The organism is Mesorhizobium yinganensis (assembly GCF_040081985.1).
Lineage (GTDB): Bacteria > Pseudomonadota > Alphaproteobacteria > Rhizobiales > Rhizobiaceae > Kumtagia > Kumtagia yinganensis.
Window position 1 is genome coordinate 1 of sequence record NZ_JBEBMH010000026.1, and the last position, 22,416, is coordinate 22,416.

Annotated in this window: 16 protein-coding genes and 1 pseudogene; 8 read left to right on the plus strand and 9 right to left on the minus strand. The window is 64.2% G+C overall.

All coding sequences use genetic code 11. The annotated features are described in order from the left end of the window. The 4 genes from ABMA59_RS29280 to ABMA59_RS29295 form a co-directional block, all read right to left on the minus strand. Window positions 1-268, minus strand: a 268-nt coding sequence (locus ABMA59_RS29280; RefSeq protein ID WP_349008914.1) for a transposase zinc-binding domain-containing protein, incomplete at its 3' end; no start/stop codon positions are given. Between the two features lie 3 nt (window positions 269-271). After that, on the minus strand, window positions 272-1,177 hold the full coding sequence (locus ABMA59_RS29285) for a tyrosine-type recombinase/integrase (RefSeq protein ID WP_349008915.1): 906 nt from the start codon (window positions 1,175-1,177) through the stop codon (window positions 272-274). Between the two features lie 62 nt (window positions 1,178-1,239). Continuing rightward, window positions 1,240-2,688 (minus strand): tyrosine-type recombinase/integrase, encoded by a 1,449-nt coding sequence (locus ABMA59_RS29290; RefSeq protein ID WP_349008916.1) that lies wholly within the window; start codon window positions 2,686-2,688, stop codon window positions 1,240-1,242. A gap of 347 nt (window positions 2,689-3,035) precedes the next feature. Further along, window positions 3,036-4,505, minus strand: a complete 1,470-nt coding sequence (locus ABMA59_RS29295) for an alpha/beta hydrolase (RefSeq protein ID WP_349008917.1) — start codon at window positions 4,503-4,505, stop codon at window positions 3,036-3,038. 268 nt (window positions 4,506-4,773) lie between these two features. On the opposite strand from ABMA59_RS29295, the gene bcsN reads away from it, so the two are divergent. From bcsN to ABMA59_RS29335, 8 genes and pseudogenes are all read left to right on the plus strand, one after another. Then, window positions 4,774-5,652 carry a cellulose biosynthesis protein BcsN gene (gene bcsN / locus ABMA59_RS29300; RefSeq protein WP_349008918.1) on the plus strand — a complete coding sequence of 293 codons (879 nt, stop codon included), beginning with the start codon at window positions 4,774-4,776 and terminating at the stop codon, window positions 5,650-5,652. A gap of 325 nt (window positions 5,653-5,977) precedes the next feature. Further along, window positions 5,978-8,143 (plus strand): annotated as a pseudogene (bcsA, locus tag ABMA59_RS29305) (UDP-forming cellulose synthase catalytic subunit); the annotation flags it as partial. A gap of 137 nt (window positions 8,144-8,280) precedes the next feature. After that, a complete protein-coding gene (locus ABMA59_RS29310) occupies window positions 8,281-10,722 on the plus strand; it encodes a cellulose biosynthesis cyclic di-GMP-binding regulatory protein BcsB (RefSeq protein ID WP_349008919.1) in 2,442 nt (813 codons plus the stop codon). Next, complete coding sequence (locus ABMA59_RS29315) at window positions 10,719-11,771, plus strand: family 8 glycosyl hydrolase (protein WP_349008920.1); 1,053 nt, start codon at window positions 10,719-10,721, stop codon at window positions 11,769-11,771. The genes ABMA59_RS29310 and ABMA59_RS29315 overlap by 4 nt, the downstream gene beginning before the upstream one ends. Next, on the plus strand, window positions 11,768-14,020 hold the full coding sequence (locus ABMA59_RS29320) for a tetratricopeptide repeat protein (RefSeq protein WP_349008921.1): 2,253 nt from the start codon (window positions 11,768-11,770) through the stop codon (window positions 14,018-14,020). Before ABMA59_RS29315 ends, ABMA59_RS29320 begins: the two co-directional genes overlap by 4 nt. A 245-nt stretch (window positions 14,021-14,265) precedes the next feature. Next, window positions 14,266-14,529, plus strand: a complete 264-nt coding sequence (locus ABMA59_RS29325; RefSeq protein ID WP_349008922.1) for a hypothetical protein — start codon at window positions 14,266-14,268, stop codon at window positions 14,527-14,529. Then, window positions 14,457-15,266, plus strand: a complete 810-nt coding sequence (locus tag ABMA59_RS29330; RefSeq protein WP_349008923.1) for a hypothetical protein — start codon at window positions 14,457-14,459, stop codon at window positions 15,264-15,266. Before ABMA59_RS29325 ends, ABMA59_RS29330 begins: the two co-directional genes overlap by 73 nt. Window positions 15,267-15,459: 193 nt before the next feature. Continuing rightward, window positions 15,460-17,538 (plus strand): ATP-dependent helicase, encoded by a 2,079-nt coding sequence (locus ABMA59_RS29335; RefSeq protein ID WP_349008968.1) that lies wholly within the window; start codon window positions 15,460-15,462, stop codon window positions 17,536-17,538. Between the two features lie 231 nt (window positions 17,539-17,769). Here ABMA59_RS29335 and ABMA59_RS29340 read toward each other — a convergent pair whose 3' ends face one another. The 5 genes from ABMA59_RS29340 to ABMA59_RS29360 form a co-directional block, all read right to left on the minus strand. Beyond that, window positions 17,770-17,973, minus strand: a complete 204-nt coding sequence (locus ABMA59_RS29340) for a hypothetical protein (RefSeq protein ID WP_349008924.1) — start codon at window positions 17,971-17,973, stop codon at window positions 17,770-17,772. A gap of 789 nt (window positions 17,974-18,762) precedes the next feature. Beyond that, window positions 18,763-19,170, minus strand: a complete 408-nt coding sequence (locus ABMA59_RS29345; RefSeq protein WP_349008925.1) for a hypothetical protein — start codon at window positions 19,168-19,170, stop codon at window positions 18,763-18,765. A 243-nt stretch (window positions 19,171-19,413) separates the two neighbouring features. Further along, entirely contained in the window at window positions 19,414-20,304 is an 891-nt protein-coding gene (rfbD, locus tag ABMA59_RS29350) for a dTDP-4-dehydrorhamnose reductase (RefSeq protein ID WP_349008926.1), read from the minus strand. Window positions 20,305-20,354: 50 nt separating this feature from the next. After that, complete coding sequence (gene rfbC / locus ABMA59_RS29355; protein ID WP_349008927.1) at window positions 20,355-20,906, minus strand: dTDP-4-dehydrorhamnose 3,5-epimerase; 552 nt, start codon at window positions 20,904-20,906, stop codon at window positions 20,355-20,357. A 175-nt stretch (window positions 20,907-21,081) separates the two neighbouring features. Beyond that, on the minus strand, window positions 21,082-21,885 hold the full coding sequence (locus ABMA59_RS29360; RefSeq protein ID WP_425475998.1) for a LuxR C-terminal-related transcriptional regulator: 804 nt from the start codon (window positions 21,883-21,885) through the stop codon (window positions 21,082-21,084). Between the last annotated feature and the right edge of the window lie 531 nt (window positions 21,886-22,416).

Consider the following 22,416-nt stretch of genomic DNA (forward strand, 5'->3'; position numbering starts at 1 on the left):
ACAGGTCGGCCTCGCGCTCGCCCAGCCACGTCCGCGCCGCCGCGCCCTGGCACTTCGGGCAGTGCCGGTTGCGGCAGGAGTTGTAGGCAATCCGCCACTGGCCGCAATTCTCGCAGGCTTCGACGTGACCTGCGAGGGCAGCGGTGCGGCAGTTCTCGATCGCCGACATGACCTTGAGCTGGGCGAGGCTCAGGTGGCCTGCATGGGCGGCCCGATAAGCGGGCCCGGCTGCGCGGAAGATGTCGGCGACCTCGACCGAGGCGCGCACGCCTTACTCCGGCGGCGTCTTGCCCTCCATCAGAGCCATCAGGCGGTCGAGCGGTCCGGTGACCGCGTGGATCGTCCGGGTCGAGACCTTTGCGTAGAGCGCGGTCGTCTCGAGCTTGCTGTGCCCGAGCAGCACCTGGATGACGCGGATGTCGACGTCCTGTTCGAGCAGGTGGGTGGCGAAGCTGTGACGCAGCGTGTGCGGGCTGACGCGCTTGCGGATGCCGGCGACCTCGGCTGCCTCCTGGACGGCGCGATGCAGTTGCCGCGAGGAGATCGGATCGGTGCGGCTGCGGCCTGGGAACAGCCAGCCATGCGGAAGCATGACCCCGCGTCGCCTGCCTTCGCGCCACCACAGCCGCAGCAGTTCGAGAAGTTGGGGCGAGAGCATCGCATTGCGATCCTTGCGGCCCTTGCCCTGCTCGACGCGAAGGAGCATGCGTCCCGAGTCGATGTCATCGACCTTGAGGTGCGCGACCTCGGACACGCGCAGTCCTGCGCCATACGCAACACCGAGCGCGGCCTTGTACTTGAGGCCCGGTGCAGCTTCGAGCAGCCGTCCCGCTTCCTCCACGCTGAGCACATCCGGAAGCTTGCGATGATAGCGGGTGATCACCAGGGCGCGCGACAGATCCCGGCGCTGCAGGGTCACCAGAAACAGGAACCGCAGAGCCGAGACCGCGCCGTTGATGGTCGCAGGTCCGACGCCCTTCTCATGCTGATCGAGTTGGAAGCGGCGGATATCTTCCGGCGTCGCGGTGTCGGGCGAGCGCCCGAGGAACGCGGCGAAGCACCGGACGTGACGAACGTAGTCCTGCCGCGTGTGGGAGCCGAGACCCCGCATGAGCATATCGTGCTGCATGCGCTGGCGAAGCGGCGAGACGGGTGCATCGGTCGATGGGGTAACCATGGCGAGTTCCTCTCGTTGAAGGGAACTCCATGGTCAGATCGCCGACGCCACCCGCTCAAAGGCTACGAATAATACGCCATCTCAGGCCAAGGCACCCTCCCGCGAAGCGGGTTCGTGCATGGGGTTGCGAAGCAGTCGTTCCGGTACGAAAGAGCCCAATCATGCTGCGGAGCGTTCATAGCCCTTCCTCCCGGTGTCGGCTGGCCCAGGCAGTGTGCGAGCGCTGCCTTCCTGGAATCTCGATCGACCGCATAGGCGGTGTGAGTGAACGCGACGCCGTCGAGCAGACCCTGTATGTAACCAGCGATGCTGTCGGCCGCCATTATAAGCGCGGTGTCCACCGTGTGGATGTAGCGGCTCGTCACTGTACCTCGTGAATGCCCGACCAATGCCGCGATCGTGGCCTCGGTGAACCCAAGGTCATTGCCGATACTAGCGAAGCTGTGCCGGAGAACATGCGGCGTGATGCCGGCCAAGTCGGAATCCTTGAGCAGCTTCGTCCACTGCCTGGGGAAGCTCCCGAATGGGGTGCCATCCTCCCAGCCGGGAAAGACGTAGTCTTCAGCATCCTGCTCATCCTCGCGGCGCGCCTCGAGATATTCCAGGACCGGCAGGCCAATAGGACGTACTGACGCTCCCTCCTTGCTGTCAGTCAGGCGCAGGCAACTACCGTCGATGTCGACTTCACCGTATTGCAGACCGATGACTTCGCTGCGGCGGCAACCCGTCAGAGCGATCACCCGGATTATTTCTGCGGTGGTCCTGTACTGCCCGTCCTCGACCGCGTTCCGCAGAATGTCGCCAAGCGTGCGATACTCTTGCTCGCTGAGGCGGCGGGCGTTGACCTGGTCTTTGGGCTTGCGAACTCCATGCACGGGATTCTGTTCTATGATGCCGAGTTCAACGGCATAGCTGAGGATGCCGCCGAAGAGACCGATGGTTCGCGCCGCCGTACCGGCTCCACCGCGCACGATCGCACGCCCGCGCAGCTTGTCGGTCTTGACGTTCGCGCGGGTCTTGCCCGCCATGATGTCCTTCATGGCCTGGGTGATGTCGGATTTGGCCAAATCCCGCACCCGTCGATTGCCGAGCAACGGAATGATGTGGCGCTCGATGCGTCCGATGTCGGTCGAGATCGTCGTGGCCTTCTTCGGCCGACCTCGTTTGCCGAGCACCAGCCCGTTCCTCAGATCCTCAAGGTAGCGAGTGCAGAGTTCCTTGACGGTGATCGCCTCGCGATCAAGCTTGCGTTCCTCAGCGGGGTTGCCGCCTCTGGCGACCTGGCCGAGCAGCACCTTCGCCTCGCGCCTGGCCTCTTCCGGGGTCCACACCCCGTGCAGTCCGATCGTGAAGCGACGCGAGCGGCCCGAGGCGCGATACTGCACCACATAGCTTCGTTTTCCCGAGGCGAAGACGCGCAGCCCGAACCCGGGTAGTTCGTCGTCCCACAGGACATAGTCCTTGGAGCTGATCTCCGTGGCATCGACGGTTCGTTTGGTCAGCTTTGGCATACGGGCAGGTCTCCTTGAGAGATTCCGCGCGTAAGCAAAGCGTAAGCACGGCAGGGTGGGGTTTCGACCCCCTTGTCGTAGTCTCGGCGCTTAGCGGATTCAAATTTGTTTTGTGATTTCAGAGCCATAGCGTGCAATCGGATAGAATTGGATAATTTCGGCGAAACCGATTATCCATTCTCCGAAGGCAAAGGTCAGAGGTTCGAATCCTCTTGGGTGCGCCATTCCTAACATATTGATCTAACATACGAATTCTTCGCTCCCGCGAACTTGGGCGGCTCTGCCGTCGTTGGCCCGCAGCCAACGGCAGCGGCGCGGTCCGCGCAGATCGCTGAAGCCGGCTTAAGTCAGCGGGCCGCCGCTTCGACGAATTTGCGCGTTCGATCGGACAGGACCGAGAAGAACGGGTTCCAATGCTGTCGGGTCATTGCGGTATTGGGGATCGCCAATGTGCGGTTCTCGCCGCGAAGGTCCAGCCGGCCAAGCCTGATGCCGGGGTTTTCCGGCCCTTCGCCCTCGCCGTAGAGCGGATCGTCCGGCGGGAACGGCAACGCGATGTGCGACAGCGAATAGACTTCGCCGGGCCAGGACAGGCCAAGTTCGGTTGTCGTCGCCGTCGTCTCGCCCGCCGGCCGTTCGCGCGCGACGACCGATGTGCTGGCGCCGTCCCGGTTGGTCAGAACCGAAACCCCGTAGGAGCGGGCCGGCCCCGACAGCAGACTATCCACGTCGAGCGACGTCTTGAGCAGCCCTTGCGCGGCGTACATCCTGTTGACGTCGAAAATGACGAGCTGATGTGCTCCGGGCTTCAGCCGGTCGAACAGTTTGGTCAGCAGCGCCTGCGCTTCCACCGTGGCGTCGGCAGCCGACTGGAACGCAAGAATGGGCGGAACCTCGGCCAGCCTGCCCTGCTTTTCCAGTCGATCCAGTTGCGCCTGGATTTCGACCGTCGCCTGATAGGCCTGATAGCCCGCGTTGACGGCGAAGGAATTGTATTTGTACGGGTCGTATTCCGGCTGAACGGCATTCCAGGCGAGCTTGTCGAGGCCGAGCAGGTCGCCCAGGCGCGCTTGCCAGTCCGAATAGGCGGCGATTTCGGCTATGCCGATTTCCGGTGAGATCAGGATAATCCCGGCCGGCCTGGGCAAAGAAGTGTCTTCCACGGAGGCGAGCGCGTAATGGGTGGCCAGCGCGCCGCCGTTCGAATAGCCGACGATGAAGATCGGCTTGCCACCCAGCTTGCCAGCCAGGTGCTTCATGCCGATGCGCACAGCCGCCGCCATGTCGCCGAACGTCGTCTGGATGAGGGCGCTGGGCGCGGTCCCGTGTCCCGGGATGCGCAGTCCCAGCACTTCGCCGCCGTTTTCGTGGAGCAGTCTTGCGAGCGCCCTCAGGCTGTAGGGACTGTCGGAATAGCCGTGCAGCATGAGCACCCCGAACGCCGGCGCCTCGTTGCCGAGCTGATAGGTGTGGTTCCAGTTCTGCGGCCATCTGGCCGGATCCGACCTGCTGCCTTCGTTGTAACGGTTGAACAGCGTGCGTTCGCTGTCATCGATTTTGGCGTAGACCTCGGTCTGCAGTTGCGCGAACAGCCTGTCCTCAAGGGCCAGATAGCCCTCCAGGGAGGTCACCGGCGCGTTCTTCGTGAACTCCTCGTCGAGATGGACAAGATGCCAGACACTGAGGTCGGGTTTGCTGTTGAGCACCACGACGGCGACGACGAGCGCCGCGGCGACGGCGCCGAGCACGGCGGACACGATCGCCAGCAGCACCTTGGGCACATGCCGCGTCACCCGCCGAAAACCGTGTGCGATCATTGAAATCCCCCTGCGTATCGAGTTGGTATTTAGATCACTGTTTGCGCCGTTTGGCGATTTCCGGCGGGATGGAGACCGGGCTTTTCCCAGCATCCGGGTCTGCGGCGGTTCGCCACAAGGGCCAACATGCCGCTCCGTAAGATGCGTGGGACGACAATCGTATCGAAAAGACGGTTGCCGCAGGTTTTTCCTTCATCGAATCAAGCGAATCTCATATGCATCGCACATGATTCTTCACCGCTGGATCATTCGGAGCAGCGCTGATTCCGTGCCGACCAAGAGGCTTTTTGCCAAGGTCGGCATAGTCGTCGGATTTGTGACCGCGATTGCAGGCTGCTCGCAGGGCGCCAGCATCCATACGTCGTCGGTGCAAAAGAGCGTGCCGGCCGACACGGCCTATGTGCTGCCACCGCCCGGCGGCCCGGCGATCGTCCATGTGCTGGAGCGGGGATATTCCAACGCCATCCAGCAGGAGATCTCGCTGGCGACCGACTCCTCGGTTGCCGGACAGAACTATTTCCGGGTGAAACTCTTCGGAGACCTCGACCCCAAGGAAGCCGGTGACGGGCACACGTCCTCGCGGTCGCTGGCTTTGACGAACATCGGCTCCGAAATGCGGTCGGCGGTTCGCGGCGTGGCGATGTCGAAATCGCCATACTTCGTGCAGAACAGGTACGGCCCCTTCGGCTACGGGATCGGCCGATCCGGAAACGATCTTTGCCTCTATGGATGGCAGAACCTCCGGTCCCGTCCCGCCCTGATCGGCAACAAGGGGTCGGTGGACATCAGGCTGCGCCTGTGCGGCACGAATGCCACCGAGCGCGAGCTGCTCGCGGTGATGTACGGCTATACCGTGAACGCCTATCTGAGCGACTCGAATTGGAATCCTTACGGCAGTCCTCCCGCGGTTCCGGAAACATTGGGAGCGGCGGGGCCGGACGTCTATCCCGTCGCAAACAACGAGTTCCAGACGGTGGCGCCGGAGCCGACGGTCACGCCGCGCCGTGTCCGCCGTGTTCAGCGCCAGGAAGCGCCGCCGCCTCCCGTCGTCGAGGAGGAACCGATCGGACCCGCGGTGCCGCCGCCGCCCGGCGTTTCGGACGCCCCGGCCGTACCGCCGCCGCCCGTCGCTGAAGCTGCCCATTAATTTCCCTGCCGGACAGGTTTCCATCGCAGCAACTCCGCTGTCAGCGCCGCGGCAGTTCCCGCATTTTCCCCAATCCTCCCGGCGCAGGGGATGCGACCGTTGCCGCCGCTTCACTTTCCCTGGGTATTAACTTCCGGCCGATGTCGGGGCGTCCGGTAACACTTCGTTAACCGAGAATTACCTTTAGTTGCAGCAGGCAGTGGCGGGACGGCGATTCGTATCGTTTCTCCGCCGGACAACGTTTCGCTTGCGAGGGGCAGCGGACAGCAACAGGTCGGAAACCCCAGGGATTCCGGCAATTCGACTTCGACGATGGGATCGAGGAATGCGAAAGCTGGCTGTTAGTCTCCTCTGGGCCGTCGCCGCTTTCGGCGTGCTGGCGCTTGTCACGCTTCCCATCAATCTCAGCACGCAGCTCATCGCCAGCATCGCGGTCGTCGTGATGATGATGGTGCTGAAGCTGGTGCGGCCGGAGGGCATCTTCCGGCTCATCGCGCTGTCCTTCGGCACAGCGATCGTCATGCGCTATGTCTACTGGCGCACCACCAGCACTTTGCCGCCGATCAACCAGCCGGAGGACTTCATTCCGGGTTTCCTGCTTTATTGCGCGGAAATGTACAGCGTCGTGATGCTGGCGCTCAGCCTTTTCGTGGTCGCCTCTCCTCTGCCGCCGCGTCCGTCGCGCGCGGCGCGTTTCGGCGAAATGAAATACATCCCAACGGTCGACGTCTTCATTCCGACCTACAACGAGGACGCCGAACTGCTCGCCAACACGATGGCGGCCGCCAAGGCCCTCGACTATCCGGCCGACAAGCTGAACGTCTGGCTGCTGGACGACGGCGGCACGGTGCAGAAACGCAACGCCGCGAATGTCGGCAGCGCCAGGGCAGCCGAGATGCGCCATGCCGAGCTGAAGGCATTGTGCCGCGAACTGGACGTCCACTATCTAACGCGCGAGCGCAACGAACACGCCAAGGCCGGCAACTTGAACAACGGTCTCGCCCACTCCAAGGGCGAGCTCATCGTCGTGTTCGACGCCGATCATGCCCCGGCGCGCGATTTCCTGAAGGAGACCGTGGAATATTTCGGCGAGGATCCGAAACTCTTCCTCGTGCAGACGCCGCACTTCTTCCTCAACCCCGACCCGCTGGAGCGCAATCTCAAGACGTTCGAGAAGATGCCGTCGGAGAACGAGATGTTCTATGGCGTCATCCAGCGTGGGCTGGACAAATGGAACGCGGCGTTCTTCTGCGGTTCGGCCGCCATCCTCAGCCGCAAGGCCCTCGACACCGCCGGCGGCTTCAGTGGCATCAGCATCACGGAAGACTGCGAGACCGCCGTGGCCCTGCATTCGCAGGGCTGGAACAGCATCTATGTCGACAAGCCGCTGATCGCCGGCCTCCAGCCGGCGACCTTCGCCAGCTTCATCGGCCAGCGCAGCCGCTGGGCGCAGGGCATGATGCAGATCCTGCGTTTCCGGTTCCCGCTGTTCAAGCGCGGCCTCAGCCTGCCGCAGCGGCTCTGCTACATGTCGTCGACGCTGTTCTGGCTGTTCCCGTTTCCGCGCGCGATCTTCCTGGTCGCACCGCTGTGCTACCTGTTCCTCGACCTCGAAATATTCACCGCATCGGGCGGCGAGTTCCTCGCCTACACGCTGAGCTACATGCTCGTGAACCTGATGATGCAGAACTATCTCTACGGCGCGTTCCGCTGGCCGTGGATTTCCGAACTCTACGAATATGTGCAGACGGTCCACCTGCTGCCGGCGGTGGTGTCGGTCATCCTGCATCCGCGCAAGCCGACCTTCAAGGTGACAGCCAAGGACGAGTCGATCACCTACAGCCGGCTTTCGGAGATCGCCATGCCGTTCTTCGTCATTTTCGGCCTGCTCGTGGTGGCGGTCGGCGTCACCGCGCTGAAAGCCTATTACCAGCCCTACAAGATGGACGTCACGCTGGTCGTCGGCGGATGGAACCTTTTGAACCTCGTGCTTGCGGGCGCCGCGCTGGGCGTCGTGTCGGAGCGCGGACAGCGGGCGGCCACGCGCCGGGTCAAGGTCAGCCGGCGTTGCGAATTCAAGATCGGCCGCTCCTGGATGCCGGCGACCATTGAGGACGTCTCCGTCCACGGCCTGCGCCTCCAGGTTTACGGCAAGCCGGCCATGCCAAAGGCCGACGAACTGCTGACGGTGCGCTTCAAGACGCATTTCGACGGCAAGACCCATGAACTGCCACTGACGATCCGCAATCAGGAGGGCGCCGGCGAGACGACGTTCTTCGGATGCCGCTACCAGCCGTCGACGACGATCCACCACCGGCTGATCGCCGACCTGATGTTTGCGAATTCGAACCAGTGGACCGAGTTCCAACTGTCGCGGCGGGGCAATCCGGGGCTGTTGCGCGGAACGGTCTGGTTCTTCGGCCTGGCGTTCTTCCAGACCTATCGCGGTCTGGTCTACCTGTCGCGCAGCATCTTCATGAACCGCCCGGCTCCCACTCCGCCAGCCCCGGCACCGCTGGTTCAGAAGGCGCCGGCCGCTCCGAAGGCCAACGGTCCAAAGACCACGGCCGCGAAGGCGCCGGCCCGCAAGCCGGCCGCCGTCACCGCTCCCGAGGGAGCGAAATAGGGATGCGCTCCACCGCCTGCCTTCTTCTCGGCACCCTGCTTGCCAGCAGCGCTTATGCGCAGGTGGCGCCGTTCGACATGTCGCAGGAGCGCGCAGCCTATCCGCCGCCGCCCGGGGCAAGTGTGCCCGCCGCGCCCTCCGGGACGCCTGCTCAGCCCGCGCCGCCTGCCGCCGCGCCAACGGCCCCCGCGCCTTCCACTTCGCCGCAGACGGCTCCCCTGGAAGCGAACAAGCCAGCGGGCCCGGATGGGATCAGCGTCGCGGCGACTGCTTTTGAAACCACCGCTCCGGCGGAGTTCCGGCGTTTTCTTATCCCGTTCCGCGAAATGATCATGGAGGGAGAGACACATCGGCGGTCCTGGTCGGTATTCCTCACGGCCGAAGAGGCTTCCGCTGCCCGCAAGATCCATTCCGCCTACCAGAACTCCGTCGTCGTCGCGCCGGAACTCTCCAAGTTCCGCCTGATCATCAACGATGTCGCGGTCTTCGATATTCCGATCCAGTCCTCCGACCAGGTTTCGGATCTGGTCGCCGACCTGCCGCAAGGTCTGCTGAGGCCCGGCGCGAATACGATCGTGCTGGAATCGGTGATGCGCCACCGCACCGATTGCACCATTCAATCCACCTACGAACTCTGGACGGAGATCGACCCCGGCCGCACCTTCCTGTCGTTCGACCCGGCCGTATCGGTCGCCAAGCGGCGGGTCGACGACATCCAGGCGACAGGCGTCGACCAGAACGGCGAAACCCATTTTTCCATCGTGGCTCCGGGCCTCGACTCGGCAGTCGCCACCGCGCCCATCGTGCGCCTCGCCGAAGGCCTGGCGTTGTCGGCCAACATGCCCAACATGGACATGAGCGTGAACCGGACGGCGCAGCAGCCCGCGCGTGCCGGCTCGATGACAGTGGTGATCGGAACCGCCCAGGAACTGGCCGGCGTGCTGGACAAGGTCCCCGAGGCCGCCACGACCTCGGCCTTCGTCGGTTTCGTCGACGATGCCGCCACCGGTCCGTCGACGCTGGTCGTCGGCGGGCCAAGCTGGACGGTCATCGCCTCGGCGGTGGAGAGCATCGTCAGTCCGGTGGACCGGCCGCCCACCAGCATGCGCGCGGTCATCGCGACCAAGAACTGGCGGCTGCCGGATGCACCGCTCTATCGCGAAGGAGCCTCGGCAACCTTCGCCGACCTTGGCGTGCCCACGCAGGAGTTCACCGGACGGCGGTTCCGCACCGAATTCGCCTTCGGAATCCCCTCCGATTTCTACGCGAACGACTATGGCGAGGCGACGATCCTGCTCGACGCCGCCTTCTCGCCCGAAGTCCTGCCCGGAAGCCACATCGACATCTATGTGAACGGCAACATCGCCTCGACGCTGCCGATATCGCAGTCGGGCGGCGGTATCCTGCGGCAATTGCCGATCGGCGTGACCATGCGGCATCTGAAGCCCGGCGCCAATATGGTCAGGATCGAGGCGATCCTGATGACGGCGGCAGACGCGATCTGCACGCCGGGCACGACCGCATCGACCGATCCGCGCTTCGTCCTCTTCGAAACCTCCAGGCTGGAGGTGCCGAATTTCGCGCGCATCGCCCGGAGCCCCGACCTCTCGGCGCTGGCCGGAACCGGCTTCCCTTATAACCGAGCCACGGATTCCACGCCGATCATCCTGGAGCGCAACGAGCCCGGCGCGCTTTCGGCGGCCGCGGCAATGCTCGCCCGCATGTCGGTGGCTGCCGGGCGCGCGCTGCGCGTCGACACCAGCCTGTCGCCGGCCATGGCCACCGGGCGGGACGCCATCTTCGTCAGTTCGATCGCCAACACGCCAGCGGAAATCCTCCGCCATTTCGGCATATCCGCCAACAGCCAGTCGGAATGGTCGCAGGCCAGCCGCCCCGCCGCGGAGACCACCCCCGCCTCCGACACGACGGCGACGTTCGACCGCTGGCGGCAGCAATTGTCCGGCAGCGGATGGCGCGGCCGGGTCAGCTCGCTCGAAGACTGGCTGTCGCGCAATTTCGATTTCACCATCGGATCGCTGATCAAGACGGCCGATCCGACCGACTTCATGCCCAAACAGAGCGCCTCCATCATGGTCGCTCAACAGGAGAGCATCGGCGAGGGCGGGACCTGGACCCTGGTGACGGCGCCTTCGGGACAGCAACTCGACACCGGCATGGAAGCGCTCAGCAAATTCGAGAACTGGAACAAGATCGGCGGACACATCACCACACTCGACGGGAAGTCCGATACCCTCACGGTCGTGCCGGTCTCGTCCTTCCGTTTCGTCCCCACGCAACCCGCTTCGGTTTCCAATTATAGGCTTATCGCCGCCAACTGGCTGTCGTCGAACGTTCTGGCCTTCGCCGGCTGGCTTGTCGCGCTCTGCACCATCCTGGGACTCGTCACCGCGGGCCTGCTTTCCGTGTTCGGGCGGCGCGGATGAAGTGGTCGCTTGTCCCGCTGACGATCGCGGCGTTCCTGATGGGCCACAGCCCGGTATCCGCGCAGCCAACCGCCGGACCGCCGCTGGTGCGCGCCGCCGACTGGGAAGCCTACAAGAGCCGGTTCCTCGAGAGCAGCGGCCGCATCATCGATGACGCGAACGGCAATATCAGTCACTCCGAAGGGCAGGGATACGGCCTGCTGCTGGCGGTGATGGCCGGCAGCCGGCCCGACTTCGACCTGATCTGGTCGTTCACGCGCGACGAACTGCTCTTGCGCAACGATGGGCTGGCAGCATGGAAATGGGACCCATCGACCTCTCCGCATGTCACCGATCCCAACAACGCCACCGATGGCGACCTGCTGATCGCCTATTCGCTGGCGCTGGCGGCAAAGGAGTGGCAGGCCCCGGAATTCGCCACGACGGCCGCCCGCATGGCCGACACGATCGCGCAGACCGGTGTCACGGAAAACCAGGGCAAGCTGATCATCCTGCCGGCCGCGACAGGCTTTTCAGCCGAGGACAGGCCGGACGGTCCGGTCGTCAATCCGTCCTACTGGATATTCGAGACCTTTCCCGTGCTAGGCGAGCTTTCGCGCGATCCCGCCTGGGGCAAGCTCAGCGAAGACGGGCTTTCGATCTTGCGGCAATCCTCCATGGGTCCGCGGAAGCTTCCGCCGGACTGGGTATCGCTGCATACGATGCCGAAGCCGGCAAAGGGTTTTGAGCCCGAGTTCGGCTACAATGCGCTGCGTGTCCCGCTCTACCTCGTACGCGCCGGAATACTCGACCGTGAACTGCTCGCCGGGTACGCGGCGGGCATGTCGGTGCAAGGCGGCGTGGCGACGTCCAACATCGACACCGGCGAGCCGCGCGATACGCTGACCGATCCGGGCTACCGGATCATCCCGGCGCTCGTCGCCTGCGCGCTCGACAAGAAACCGATCCCGGAAGACCTCAAGACCTTCACGCCGACATTGTATTTTCCCTCGACGCTGCAGCTGCTGGCCTTGTCGCACCTCGCCGAACACCCGGAGCAATGCCCGTGAGAGTGCCTTCCATCATATGGCTGGTGGCGGGCGCCGCGGTCGTCGGCTATTTCGGATTGCGCGACAACAAGACGGCCGACGGCTTCTTCCAATCGCGCGCGACACGCGAAGCGGCCGGCACCTCGCAGCCCGGGACTACCGACCGCTCCAGTCAGTCCGGCACCCAGACCGCTCAACTTTCGCCAAGCGCCGGAACGGGCGGCCAGACCGTGCCCGCCGCGCCGCCGGCCACGGTCAACGCGACGCCCTCACCGCAGGCCCCTGCCCCCGCGCCAAGCACCGCCGCCACCGGCCAGGCGCCCGCCGTCGACGAGACGGCGCTGCGTTATTTCGCCCGGCGCGGCGACAGCAAACGCCTGGAAGCCGAGATTGCGCGCCTGCGCACGCTCTATCCCGACTGGACGCCTCCCTCCGACCCTTCCGCCGTGGTGCCGCTGGGAGACGTGAAACTCGACGACATGTGGCAGCTCTATTCGGAGAACCGCTACGCCGAAGTCCGCAAGGCGATTGCGGATCGCGTCGCCGCCGAGCCGGCCTGGCGTCCCCCGCAGGATCTGCTCGACCGGTTGACCATCGCCGAGGCGCGCGACCGCCTGGTCAACGCATCGAACCTGAAACAGTCCGAGATGGTGATACGGATTGCCGCGAATACGCCGAGCCTGCTCACCTGCAGCGAGGTCGACGTGCTGTGGCGTGTGGCGGAAGCCTTCGCGGTCACCGACCGGACCGGGCGCGCCAGGGACGCCTTTCTCTACATCCTGAAGAATTGCACCGACCAGGCGGAGCGTCTCGCCACCGTGGAGAAGGCGATACCGGTCCTGTCCCGCGACGAGATCGCCGACCTGCTGGCGACGGAACGGATCGGCCCCGACGGCAAGGGCGAGTTCGAAGCGGCTAAGATCGATCTGGCGCGGCGCAGCGTCGCCGCCGCCGGCGAGGATCCGAAGGTGACGGTTCCCCCGAGCGACGTGGGCGCGGTCGAGGCCGTTGCCGACAAGGATGGCCAGGCTTCCGACGCCATCCTGCTCGGCTGGTATTACCTTGGCCGGGACAACCCGACGGCAGCCGAGAAATGGTTCCGCAAGGCGCGCGGCGTGAAGGACACCGCCGAGGTCTCGCAGGGCCTGGCGCTGGCGCTGGTCGGGCTCGGACGATATGCCGAAGCCGAGGACGTGCTGTTCCCCTGGAACGACAGCAGCGACGAGGCGCGCAAGGTCTATCTCGCGGCGGTCGCAAACCTGCTCGGCGGCGATCCTCCCGCCATGATAGAGCCTGCCATGCTCCAGCGCATGGCGCCGGTCGTCGGCAAGGCGCGGGACGCGGCGGCGGCGCAGCAGTTCGGGTGGTATGCCCGCGCTCTCAACCAGCATCGCACCGCCGGCCAGTGGTTCACCGCCGCGCTGTCCTGGAAGCCGGACGACGAGCCCTCCGCCTACGGGCTGGCCCTGACGCGCCTGCAACTGAAGGACGCGGCCGGCGTCGCCGAGATCCAGCGCCTGTGGGCCGGACGTTCGGAGCGCATAGCGACACTCGGCGAGATCCGCCGCGACCGTCAGCGCCCGGGTACGTTGCCAGCCCCGCCGGCGCAGGCCGGGGCAGCGAGTCCGATTGCCGAACGCCAGACCTATGGCGATACGGCGGAGGCCCCGGCCCGAGTCATCGAGGCGTCGGAACAGGTCCGCCCCGCACAGGGGTCAGGCTCCGGCTCGGCCAAAGGCGACCGCCTTCAGCGGAATCGCTCGTGCAAGACGACGCAGGCCTATTCCAACCTCGGCGGGTCGGCGTCGCTGGCGCGGGGCTGGTGCCTGATGGAGATGAAGCGGCCATTGGAGGCGATCAAGGCCTTCGAGAACGCGATGGAAAGGGGCGACGCTACCGTCCAGCGCGATGCCGCCTACGGCCAAAGCCTCGCCTATCTTCGCGTCGGCCTGTCCAACGATGCGGCCGTGGCGGCGGCCAAGGCGCCGCAGGACCGCAAACGCACCCTCGAACTCGATGAGGCCCTGCTGAGCAGGCGCGCATCGGATTTCTTCGGTGCCGGCCGCTATGCCGAAGCTATCCTCGCCCTCGACCAGCGCGCCCGCATCGCGCCCGAGCGCATCGACCTGATGGCGATGCGCGGTTACGCCTATCTCAATCTCCGGCGCAAGGAAGATGCCCGAAGGATATTCCGGGCCATCGCTGCAACCGGCGATCGCGAAGGGCTGCGCGGCCTGAAAGCCGTCGATCCGCCGAAGGACAACAACTAACTCGCAGCCCAAGCAGATTGGCCGGCTTGCCGACGAATGGCCCGACCCCGCGATGCAATGTCATGTCGCGGGCAGGACGCAAAGACCGCCTGTTGCTGGACTTTGCAAGGAAGGGTCTCGCGCCGGGTTTTCCTGGACAGCCGGCTTTTGTCAGCATCCGTCAGGATTATTTTCCCAAAATCTTTCCCCACCCCTCCCGACCTCGCCGATAATCCTCGCCGCCCGTGTCGGAAAAGGAAGCGGCTGTGCTGGCGATGGACTGGACTGCGGCGATCGACAAGAACCGGGAGGCGCTGAAGCGTATCCTCGCCATGCTCGTCGCCATGGCCGGGCTGGCTGCCGGTGCCAAGCTGGACGCCGATACCGGATATGACGCCGGGCAGCCTGGCGCCGGTGAGCCTGGCGCTGGCGAGCCTGGCGCTGGGGGACAGTTTTTTTGTTTCCGCGGAAGGGCGCTGCCGCTTCAAGGCGGACGCGGGCGGAAAAAAATAAACTGTCCCCGGCACTGACCCTGCCCCGCCGTCTCCACCGCGCCATCCTCAGACTGCTGCGTCCGGCAGAGGCAGCGGCTCGACGCCTGATCGTCGTGGCGGCGCGCGGGCTGGTGGTGACCCTGCCGCCGCAGCGCCCGCGAAAACCGAAACCGAAAAACCCGGAACCGCTGCTGCGCGGCTTCGGCATCGCCGTCACCCTGTCGCGCGACGATCTCCGGCGTGCCGCGGCGGCCAGGCGGGCCGCGGAAATCCGCGCCGCGCGCCCGAAACGCCTCAGCCTGCCGCTGCTCGATCCGCTGCGAGACCCGTTCCGCGTCCAGCGCCGCTATCAGCCCGCGCACAGCGTGCCGCGCATCCTGTTTCCCGGCGTGGCCGATCCATCTTCCTTCCCGCGACCGCCATCGCCTCGCGACCCGATAAACGCGGAGCGTCTGGCGCGCCGACTGCAAGCGCTGGCTGCCGCGCTGGACGACCTGCCGGGCCAGGCAAGACGTTTTGCCCGCTGGAAGGCACGGCGCGACGCGGCCCTTGCGCGAGACAGGGACGCAGGCAAAGCAGGTACACAAACCCGACGGCGCGACGCGGCCAGTTCGCACAGCAAAGCTCGCCGCGCGAATTGGATCCGCCTCGGTCCGCTGAAACCCGGCCGGCCGCCCGGCTGGAGCCGAAAGCCCACCCATGACGTCCACGAGGTGTTGGACGTCGTCCACGGACTTGCCATGTGGGCGCTGGAGCCTGCCGACACGTCATGACCGGCGTCATTCCGGACAATGCAAACGCAGGCATCGAGAGCCGGCGCGGATTTTTCGCGGCGCGGCGACGATGGGTGCTGCCCGCGAGGACGGTTGCCCGTCAGGTGCCGAAGCTGGTCGGCCGGCCTGGCGCTTCCCCATTCCACAAATCTGGGGCATTGCGAACGAACCGGAAACACTGCTCCATGGCGGCATGAACGTTGCTCTGCATGATTCGGCTTTTCAGCCGGCCTATCTCGCTGCTCTCAACGAAGGCCAGCGCGCCGCCGTTGAGCATGGCGGCGGCACGGTTGCCGGGCCGCTGCTGATCATCGCCGGGGCGGGATCGGGCAAGACGAACACGCTCGCCCATCGCGTCGCGCATCTGATCGTCAAGGGCGCCGATCCGCGCCGCATCCTGCTGATGACTTTTTCTCGCCGCGCCGCCGTGGAGATGACGCGGCGTGTCGCGCGCATCGCCGGCGAAGTGTTGGGCGACAAGGCTTCCGTGCTGACCGACGGTCTGAACTGGGCCGGCACTTTCCACGCCATCGGCGCACGCCTGCTGCGCGATTGCGCGCCGGATATCGGTCTCGACCCCGCCTTCACCATCCACGACCGCGAGGATTCCGCCGACCTGATGAACCTCGTCCGGCATGAACTCGGGCTGTCGAAGACCGAGAGCCGGTTTCCGACCAAGGGGACATGCCTCGCCATCTATTCACGCGCCGTCAACGCGCAGAAGCCGCTCGACGAGATACTGGCAAAAGCCTTTCCGTGGTGCCGCGACTGGAACGACGAGTTGAAGCGGCTGTTCGCCGGCTACGTCGAGGCCAAGCAGGCCGAGAACGTGCTCGATTACGATGACCTGCTGCTCTATTGGGCCGAGATGGCAAGCGAGCCGGCGCTGGCCGAACGGCTTGGCGGTCGCTTCGACCATATCCTCGTCGACGAATACCAGGACACCAACCGGCTGCAGGCCTCCATCCTGCTTGCGCTGAAACCCGATGGCGCCGGCCTGACGGTGGTCGGCGACGACGCGCAATCGATCTATTCCTTCCGCGCGGCGGAGGTGCGCAACATCCTCGACTTCCCCGCGCAGTTCGCCGCGCCGGCCGAAATCGTCACACTGGACCGCAACTACCGCTCGACCGACGCCATACTTGGCGCCGCCAACGCGGTGATCGGCGAGGCCGCCGAACGTTTCACCAAGAACCTCTGGACCGAGCGCAGATCGGCCGAGAAACCGCTGCTGGTCACGGTGCGAGACGATGCCGACCAGGCGAACTACGTCTGCGACGGTGTGCTCGCCGAGCGCGAGGCCGGAACCGTGCTGAAGGCGCAGGCCGTGCTGTTCCGCGCCTCGCATCACAGCGGCCCTCTGGAAGTCGAACTCACCCGCCGCAACATCCCCTTCGTGAAATTCGGCGGCCTGAAATTCCTGGATGCCGCCCACGTCAAGGACGTGCTGGCGCTCCTGCGTTTCGCCGAAAACCCGCGCGACCGCGTGGCCGGTTTTCGCGTGCTGCAGCTTCTGCCTGGCATCGGCCCGTCGACCGCCGGCGCGATTATCGAGGCCATGGCCACGTCGCTGGATGCCGTGCTCGGCCTGTCGGCGTTCCGCGTGCCGCAGCGAACCGAGACCGACTGGCCCGCCTTCGTCGACCTGTTCGCCGGCCTGCGCGCGAAGTCCACCTGGCCGGCCGATCTCGAGCGCGTCCGGCTCTGGTACGAGCCGCATCTGGCGCGCATCCACGAAGACGCCACGATCCGCCGCGCCGACCTGCTGCAACTGGAACAGATCGCAGCGGGCTATCCGTCGCGCCAAAAATTCCTCACGGACCTGACGCTCGATCCGCCGGAGGCGACCAGCGACCGCGCCGGCCCGCCGCATCTCGACGAGGATTTTTTGATCCTCTCCACCATCCACTCGGCCAAGGGCCAGGAGTGGAAGAACGTCTTCGTGCTCAACGCCGTCGACGGATGCATCCCGATCGATCTCGCAGTGGGCGAGGATGCCGACATCGAGGAGGAGCGGCGGCTGCTTTACGTGGCGATGACGCGGGCGAAAGACTCGCTGCACCTGATCACGCCGCAACGCTTCTACACGAGCGGCCAGGCGTCGCGCGGCGACCGCCACGTCTACGCCTCGCGCACCCGCTTCATCCCGGATCACATTCTCGGACAGTTCGAACGGATGGGGTGGCCGACCGCGGGCATCGATGCGGATCCGTCGCGGAAGCCGATCGTCCAAGTCGACTTACGGAGCCGGATGCGTGGCATGTGGAAATGAAATCCGGGTCAACCAGAGGCGGCCTCGGTCGGCAGGCGTTTCAAAACTGGACTCTGCCGAGCGGATTCTTCCGTCCCGTTCGATGCCCGGGTTCTGTCCAGTGCGGAGCGCCGTTGTTTATCGAGGATGCAACGTGGGCGAATGGACGACCGGGGGTGCCGGCACAGCACGGCAGCAGCACGGGAATTCACAGCCGATCGACCGAATGCCGCGAATCAGTCCCGGCGACGATCAGACCGTTCCCAGAAACCATTTCGTCGCTTTTTCGAAGCTTCCAAATTCGACCGTTCGAAATTTCTTACCGTTGTCCGTCTGAACCGTCTCGGTGCCGCGATAGAAGGAGATATGTCCTGTGCCGGAGGGGAATTGCCACTGAACGCGATAGAGCACCTTTGTATCGCTCTGCTTGATAATCGTTTCAAAAGCATCTTTCATACTGCGAACCTGTCCGGGACAGGATCGACCAGACACCCGGTCTTTCATGGGGCAATATTTCAAGATTTCCCAAGCCGCCGACCGGGCCCAGTTGCTTCGAACTGAAACCGCTGGCGGCCATGAGCGGCGAACCACCCCAACTCCTGTACCCGACCGGCACTATAACGAATAAAGGAAAGACTGGCCACAAGATGATGGGATGAAAGAAATCGTCAGGTGAGCCCACTTCACCCGTCGGCATCGCCCGGCCGACGCGGCTAACTCCCGAAGGAGCCCTCACAGCCGCGCCGGCCAAGGCGGCAAGGGCAGGTTGGGGTATTGCCGCGCCATACTGTCTCACGAAAAGTTAGCCGCATACAGGACTAGTCCACTCATGCATTCGAGCTAATGCAGACGTGGTTGAGTGTTGATTCCGGTCGTCGCATTGGCCCTGGCATGATCCGTGCATCGGATCATGGTGCCGGCATCATCGCCGGCCCCGATGTACCAATTCGGGAATGAAGGTTCGCCGGGGACGGGGCAGGCAAGGGGGTCGGCCCCGGTGAGCTTTCCAAAAGGCAGGTGGCCGGACTCACATCAACCCGAGGCGATGATGTTGCCTGAGATCGCCAAGTGTTGTCGTCCACGTGAGCCCGGCCAGCTCCTGCGCTATTTGAGTCTTGGCCGCCGCGACAGTGATCAAAACGATCGCCCCCAGCCGCCCTGTCTTATGGTAAACAATTTATGAACGCTATGGCGGTGCCGGCACGTCGTCGCCGGTGTCGGAACGCGACTACACGATCCCGAGTTTCAAGCGCCGGAACCCACGGCTTGCGGTTGCGCCGTCATGGGCGGCGCAGCGGTGGTTTTTTGAAACTCGCGCCCGGCATCGTTCAATTGCTTCAGCAAGTCCTTTTGGCGGGTCAATTCCTTCATGCGACGCTCGACGCCACGGACGATTGCCGTCAGTTCGTCAACCCGCCTCCTGTTCGCCTCCGTCGATGCCTCGCTGTCCTGGCTTTCCAACAAAAATGCCGCGTCGGCGGTCGCTGACTCGTAACGGGCCCCCAGCCCCTTCCGCTCCAGGTCTATCTCGGCGATCATCTGATCGAGGAAGTTCTGAAGCCGGCCAAACCGGGCCTCATCCGTCTGATGGTCTCGCGCCGGGCTCCGCAGCCGAAACTTGAACATCGCCATTGCCAATACGAACCAGGTCACCTGAGTATTTCTGTGCAACTTCCATGCTTCGCGCATGGGGACTTTGGGATCAGCTAAGTCTCTTAACCCGCGCCCGCCTGGATATCACGCGATCCGATTGGCCTTGGAGGTAATCAATTAAGCTTAATGGACAGCCGCTGTTCGTATGACCTTCCCCGCCGTCCGGCGGTTTCGTGCGGCGCGCCCCTCCACAAGCCGGGCGGGCTTTGGGTATTTGACGGCACCCGCACGCGGTTTCGTCGATCACGCCCTTTCCTTGACGAAGCGCGCCACATGTAGGCGCCAATCGGGCAGGTCGAGGCCGAATGTGTCCTGGATCTTTCCAATTGCCAGCCGTGAATTCAGCGGCCGCCGCGCCGGCGTCGCATAGTCCGACGATGCAATAGGCAGGACGTCATCGGCGGCAAGTCTCAGCGACGCACCGTTTCGCATCGCCTCGACGATCACATAGCGCGCGTATTGATGCCACGACGCTTCGCCGGCGGCGACCAGATTGTAGGTGCCGGACACATCTGCGAAGGCGGCTGGATCGCTCTTGCGGCCAAACAGACAGAGACCCGTCACGTCGGCTATAAGCTCGGCGCTTGTCGGCGCGCCGACCTGGTCGCTGACCACACGAAGCTGGTCTTTCTCGCGTGCCAGCCGCAACATGGTCATGGGGAAGTTCGACCCGTTGCGCGCAAAGACCCAACTCGTCCGAAAAATCAGATGGATGCAGCCCGACTGGCGAATGGCCTCCTCACCTGCCAGTTTGGTGCGACCGTAGGCGTTGATCGGATTCGGAGCGTCCGTTTCGATGTAGGGCGCATTCTTGCTTCCATCGAACACATAGTCGGTCGAGTAATGAATGAGGCAGGCTGCGCTCAGCTTTGCCTCCTCGGCCATGACCTTCACGGAGGCGCAATTCACCAGCCAGGCCGTGTCCTCGGCGGACTCGGCGTTGTCCACCGCCGTGTAGGCGGCGGCGTTGACGATTATTCGCGGCCTGACCGACCGAACCAGGCGGCGTACGCTCTCGGGGTCCCACAGGTCAGCCTCGGCCCTCCCCACGGCCACGACTGGCCCGAGCGGAGCCAATGCGCGCTGCAGTTCCCAACCGACCTGGCCGTCCCGACCTAGGAGAAGTGTCGCCATGCGAAGGGCCTCACGAGCGGCTCCAGGAGCGCGCCCTTTAATCATTGCATCTAGTCGAAGATCTCAGCCGACCGCAGCGCAAGCCCGGCGGCGTCCCGTGCAGAGAGCTTGACCGCGGCGGGGTCCACCTTCCAGTCGATGTTGATCTCGGGATCGTTCCACAGGATGCTGCGTTCACTTTCGGGGTTGTAGTAGTCCGTCACCTTGTACAGAAACTCGGCGGTCTGCGACAAAGTGACGAAGCCATGCGCAAAGCCCGGGGGTACCCAGAGTTGCCGCCGGTTCTCCGCGGAGAGAACAGCCGAAACCCAGGCGCCGAACGTCGGCGACGAGCGTCGGATATCGACGGCGACATCCAGAACCTCGCCGGCGACCACCCGCACAAGCTTGCCCTGCACATAGGGCGGGCGCTGGAAGTGGAGCCCTCTCAAGACGCCGAACTGGGACCGCGAGTGATTGTCCTGCACGAAACGGACCGGCTCGCCGATCGCTTCGTCGAACCTGCGCTGATTGAAACTCTCGAGAAAGAACCCCCTCCCGTCGCCGAAGACTTGGGGCTCAAGCTCGACGATCTCCGGTATGGCCAGCCTTCTGACCTTCATCTGATCCTCATCGCCAAAAACATTGCGGTCGACGGACGGATCGAAAGCCCGGTCGTCGCGGCAAACGAATGCCTGCCGCGCGGACCGCACTTTAACCCGCGTCTGCTGCACCGATAGAGCAACGCTCCGCGACGGCCAAGCCACCGCGGAGCGTTTCAGGATGATGAGATTCTTATCAGCTCGTCGACCGACCGTTCGACGCGGAACTCGCATAGTCGACAGGGAAGAGGTCATTTATCTTGTAGGCCACTTCGGTCCGGTTGGTGGCCTTGACCTTCTTCATGATGTTGCGGATGTGGACCTTCACGGTGCTCTCGCGCAGCTTCAGCTCATAGGCGATGATCTTGTTGGCCTTGCCCCTGCGAAGAGCCTCCACCACCTCGGCCTGCCTGGCTGTGAACATGCCAGCCATGGGCGGGGCGGCGGTCGCGCCGCTGTCGAGCATCTGACGCATCGAAAGCACGCTGCTGGCCGGCACGAAGATGCCGCCGGCGAGAGCGAGGCTGATAGCCTCGATGCAGACATCGATGCCGACGGATGACGGAATGTATCCGCGGGCGCCATATTCCAGGGCCTTGATGATCTGCGGAAGTTCGTCAGTATCGGCCAGAACGATAACGGGCGTCTTGTCGAATTCCGACGCGAGCTTCTTGATCGTCTCGCCAACCGCCGGATCGTTGAACCTCTTGCCGCCGACATTGAGGAGGATTGCGGCAAGCGGCGGATGAAGATCCTTCTCCCGCTTCCAGTCTTCGATCGATCCGAAGGCCAGGACTTCCATCTCGACCTTGTGCGCGATGATGCTCCGGGCGAGGCATTCCCTGTCGAGCGCGCGCGGGTCGACGATCACCAGCGAGCGGTACGACTTCGACAGCGAGCCGCCTTCGGCGTCGCCAAGCGGATCGGCCATGTCCTTCAAAGCCGAAGAGATGAGGCTGATCGGCGTCTTACTTCCATTTGTTGCGATTGCAGTGCTCATTTCAACTCTACTCCCACAGAGCGCGCACCAAACCATGCCTCTTGAGGAGACAGGATCATCATATCCGCGCTGCTACCCACCCAGTTGCAGCCAAGCCAATGCACAAATCCTACGGGGCCAGTCGATGTCACACGACCGGACGGATCAGGACCGAAGTCACCACTTAGCTCGCCGCGGCACTCGCCGCAGTCACCGGGAGTATACATACCCGAATCGTCCGGGCACTAATTTGGGTTAATTGTTTGTTAAGTTTCTGACCCGCTACGGCTTTTGATGTATTTCTTCGCCGCCTAATGTAAACGGCCTATCCGCGGTGGGCGGTGCCGGAAGGGCCTTTGTCCCCTGACTTTGATCTTGGCATACTCCTTCCGAGGCGCTTCCAGGTGAACACGCCTATTAAAAAAGCTGCTGTTTCCTGCTCAGCGAGCGATCGTTCACCTTCCAATGTTTGTTTCTCGGTGTGCGGTGCCTCATCGAAATCTGCGTCCTGCACCCCTTCGTTCCCGCCGAATTGACTTTCACGCCAATATC

Bases quoted from the DNA above. Each gene is read 5' to 3' on its own strand.
- rfbC (WP_349008927.1), bottom strand. From the start codon at position 20,906: ATGAAGGTCAGAAGGCTGGCCATACCGGAGATCGTCGAGCTTGAGCCC.
- ABMA59_RS29310 (WP_349008919.1), top strand. From the start codon at position 8,281: ATGCGCTCCACCGCCTGCCTTCTTCTCGGCACCCTGCTTGCCAGCAGC.
- ABMA59_RS29360 (WP_425475998.1), bottom strand. From the start codon at position 21,885: ATGAGCACTGCAATCGCAACAAATGGAAGTAAGACGCCGATCAGCCTC.
- ABMA59_RS29340 (WP_349008924.1), bottom strand. From the start codon at position 17,973: ATGAAAGATGCTTTTGAAACGATTATCAAGCAGAGCGATACAAAGGTG.
- ABMA59_RS29290 (WP_349008916.1), bottom strand. From the start codon at position 2,688: ATGCCAAAGCTGACCAAACGAACCGTCGATGCCACGGAGATCAGCTCC.
- ABMA59_RS29295 (WP_349008917.1), bottom strand. From the start codon at position 4,505: ATGATCGCACACGGTTTTCGGCGGGTGACGCGGCATGTGCCCAAGGTG.
- rfbD (WP_349008926.1), bottom strand. From the start codon at position 20,304: ATGGCGACACTTCTCCTAGGTCGGGACGGCCAGGTCGGTTGGGAACTG.
- ABMA59_RS29285 (WP_349008915.1), bottom strand. From the start codon at position 1,177: ATGGTTACCCCATCGACCGATGCACCCGTCTCGCCGCTTCGCCAGCGC.
- ABMA59_RS29315 (WP_349008920.1), top strand. From the start codon at position 10,719: ATGAAGTGGTCGCTTGTCCCGCTGACGATCGCGGCGTTCCTGATGGGC.
- ABMA59_RS29335 (WP_349008968.1), top strand. From the start codon at position 15,460: ATGAACGTTGCTCTGCATGATTCGGCTTTTCAGCCGGCCTATCTCGCT.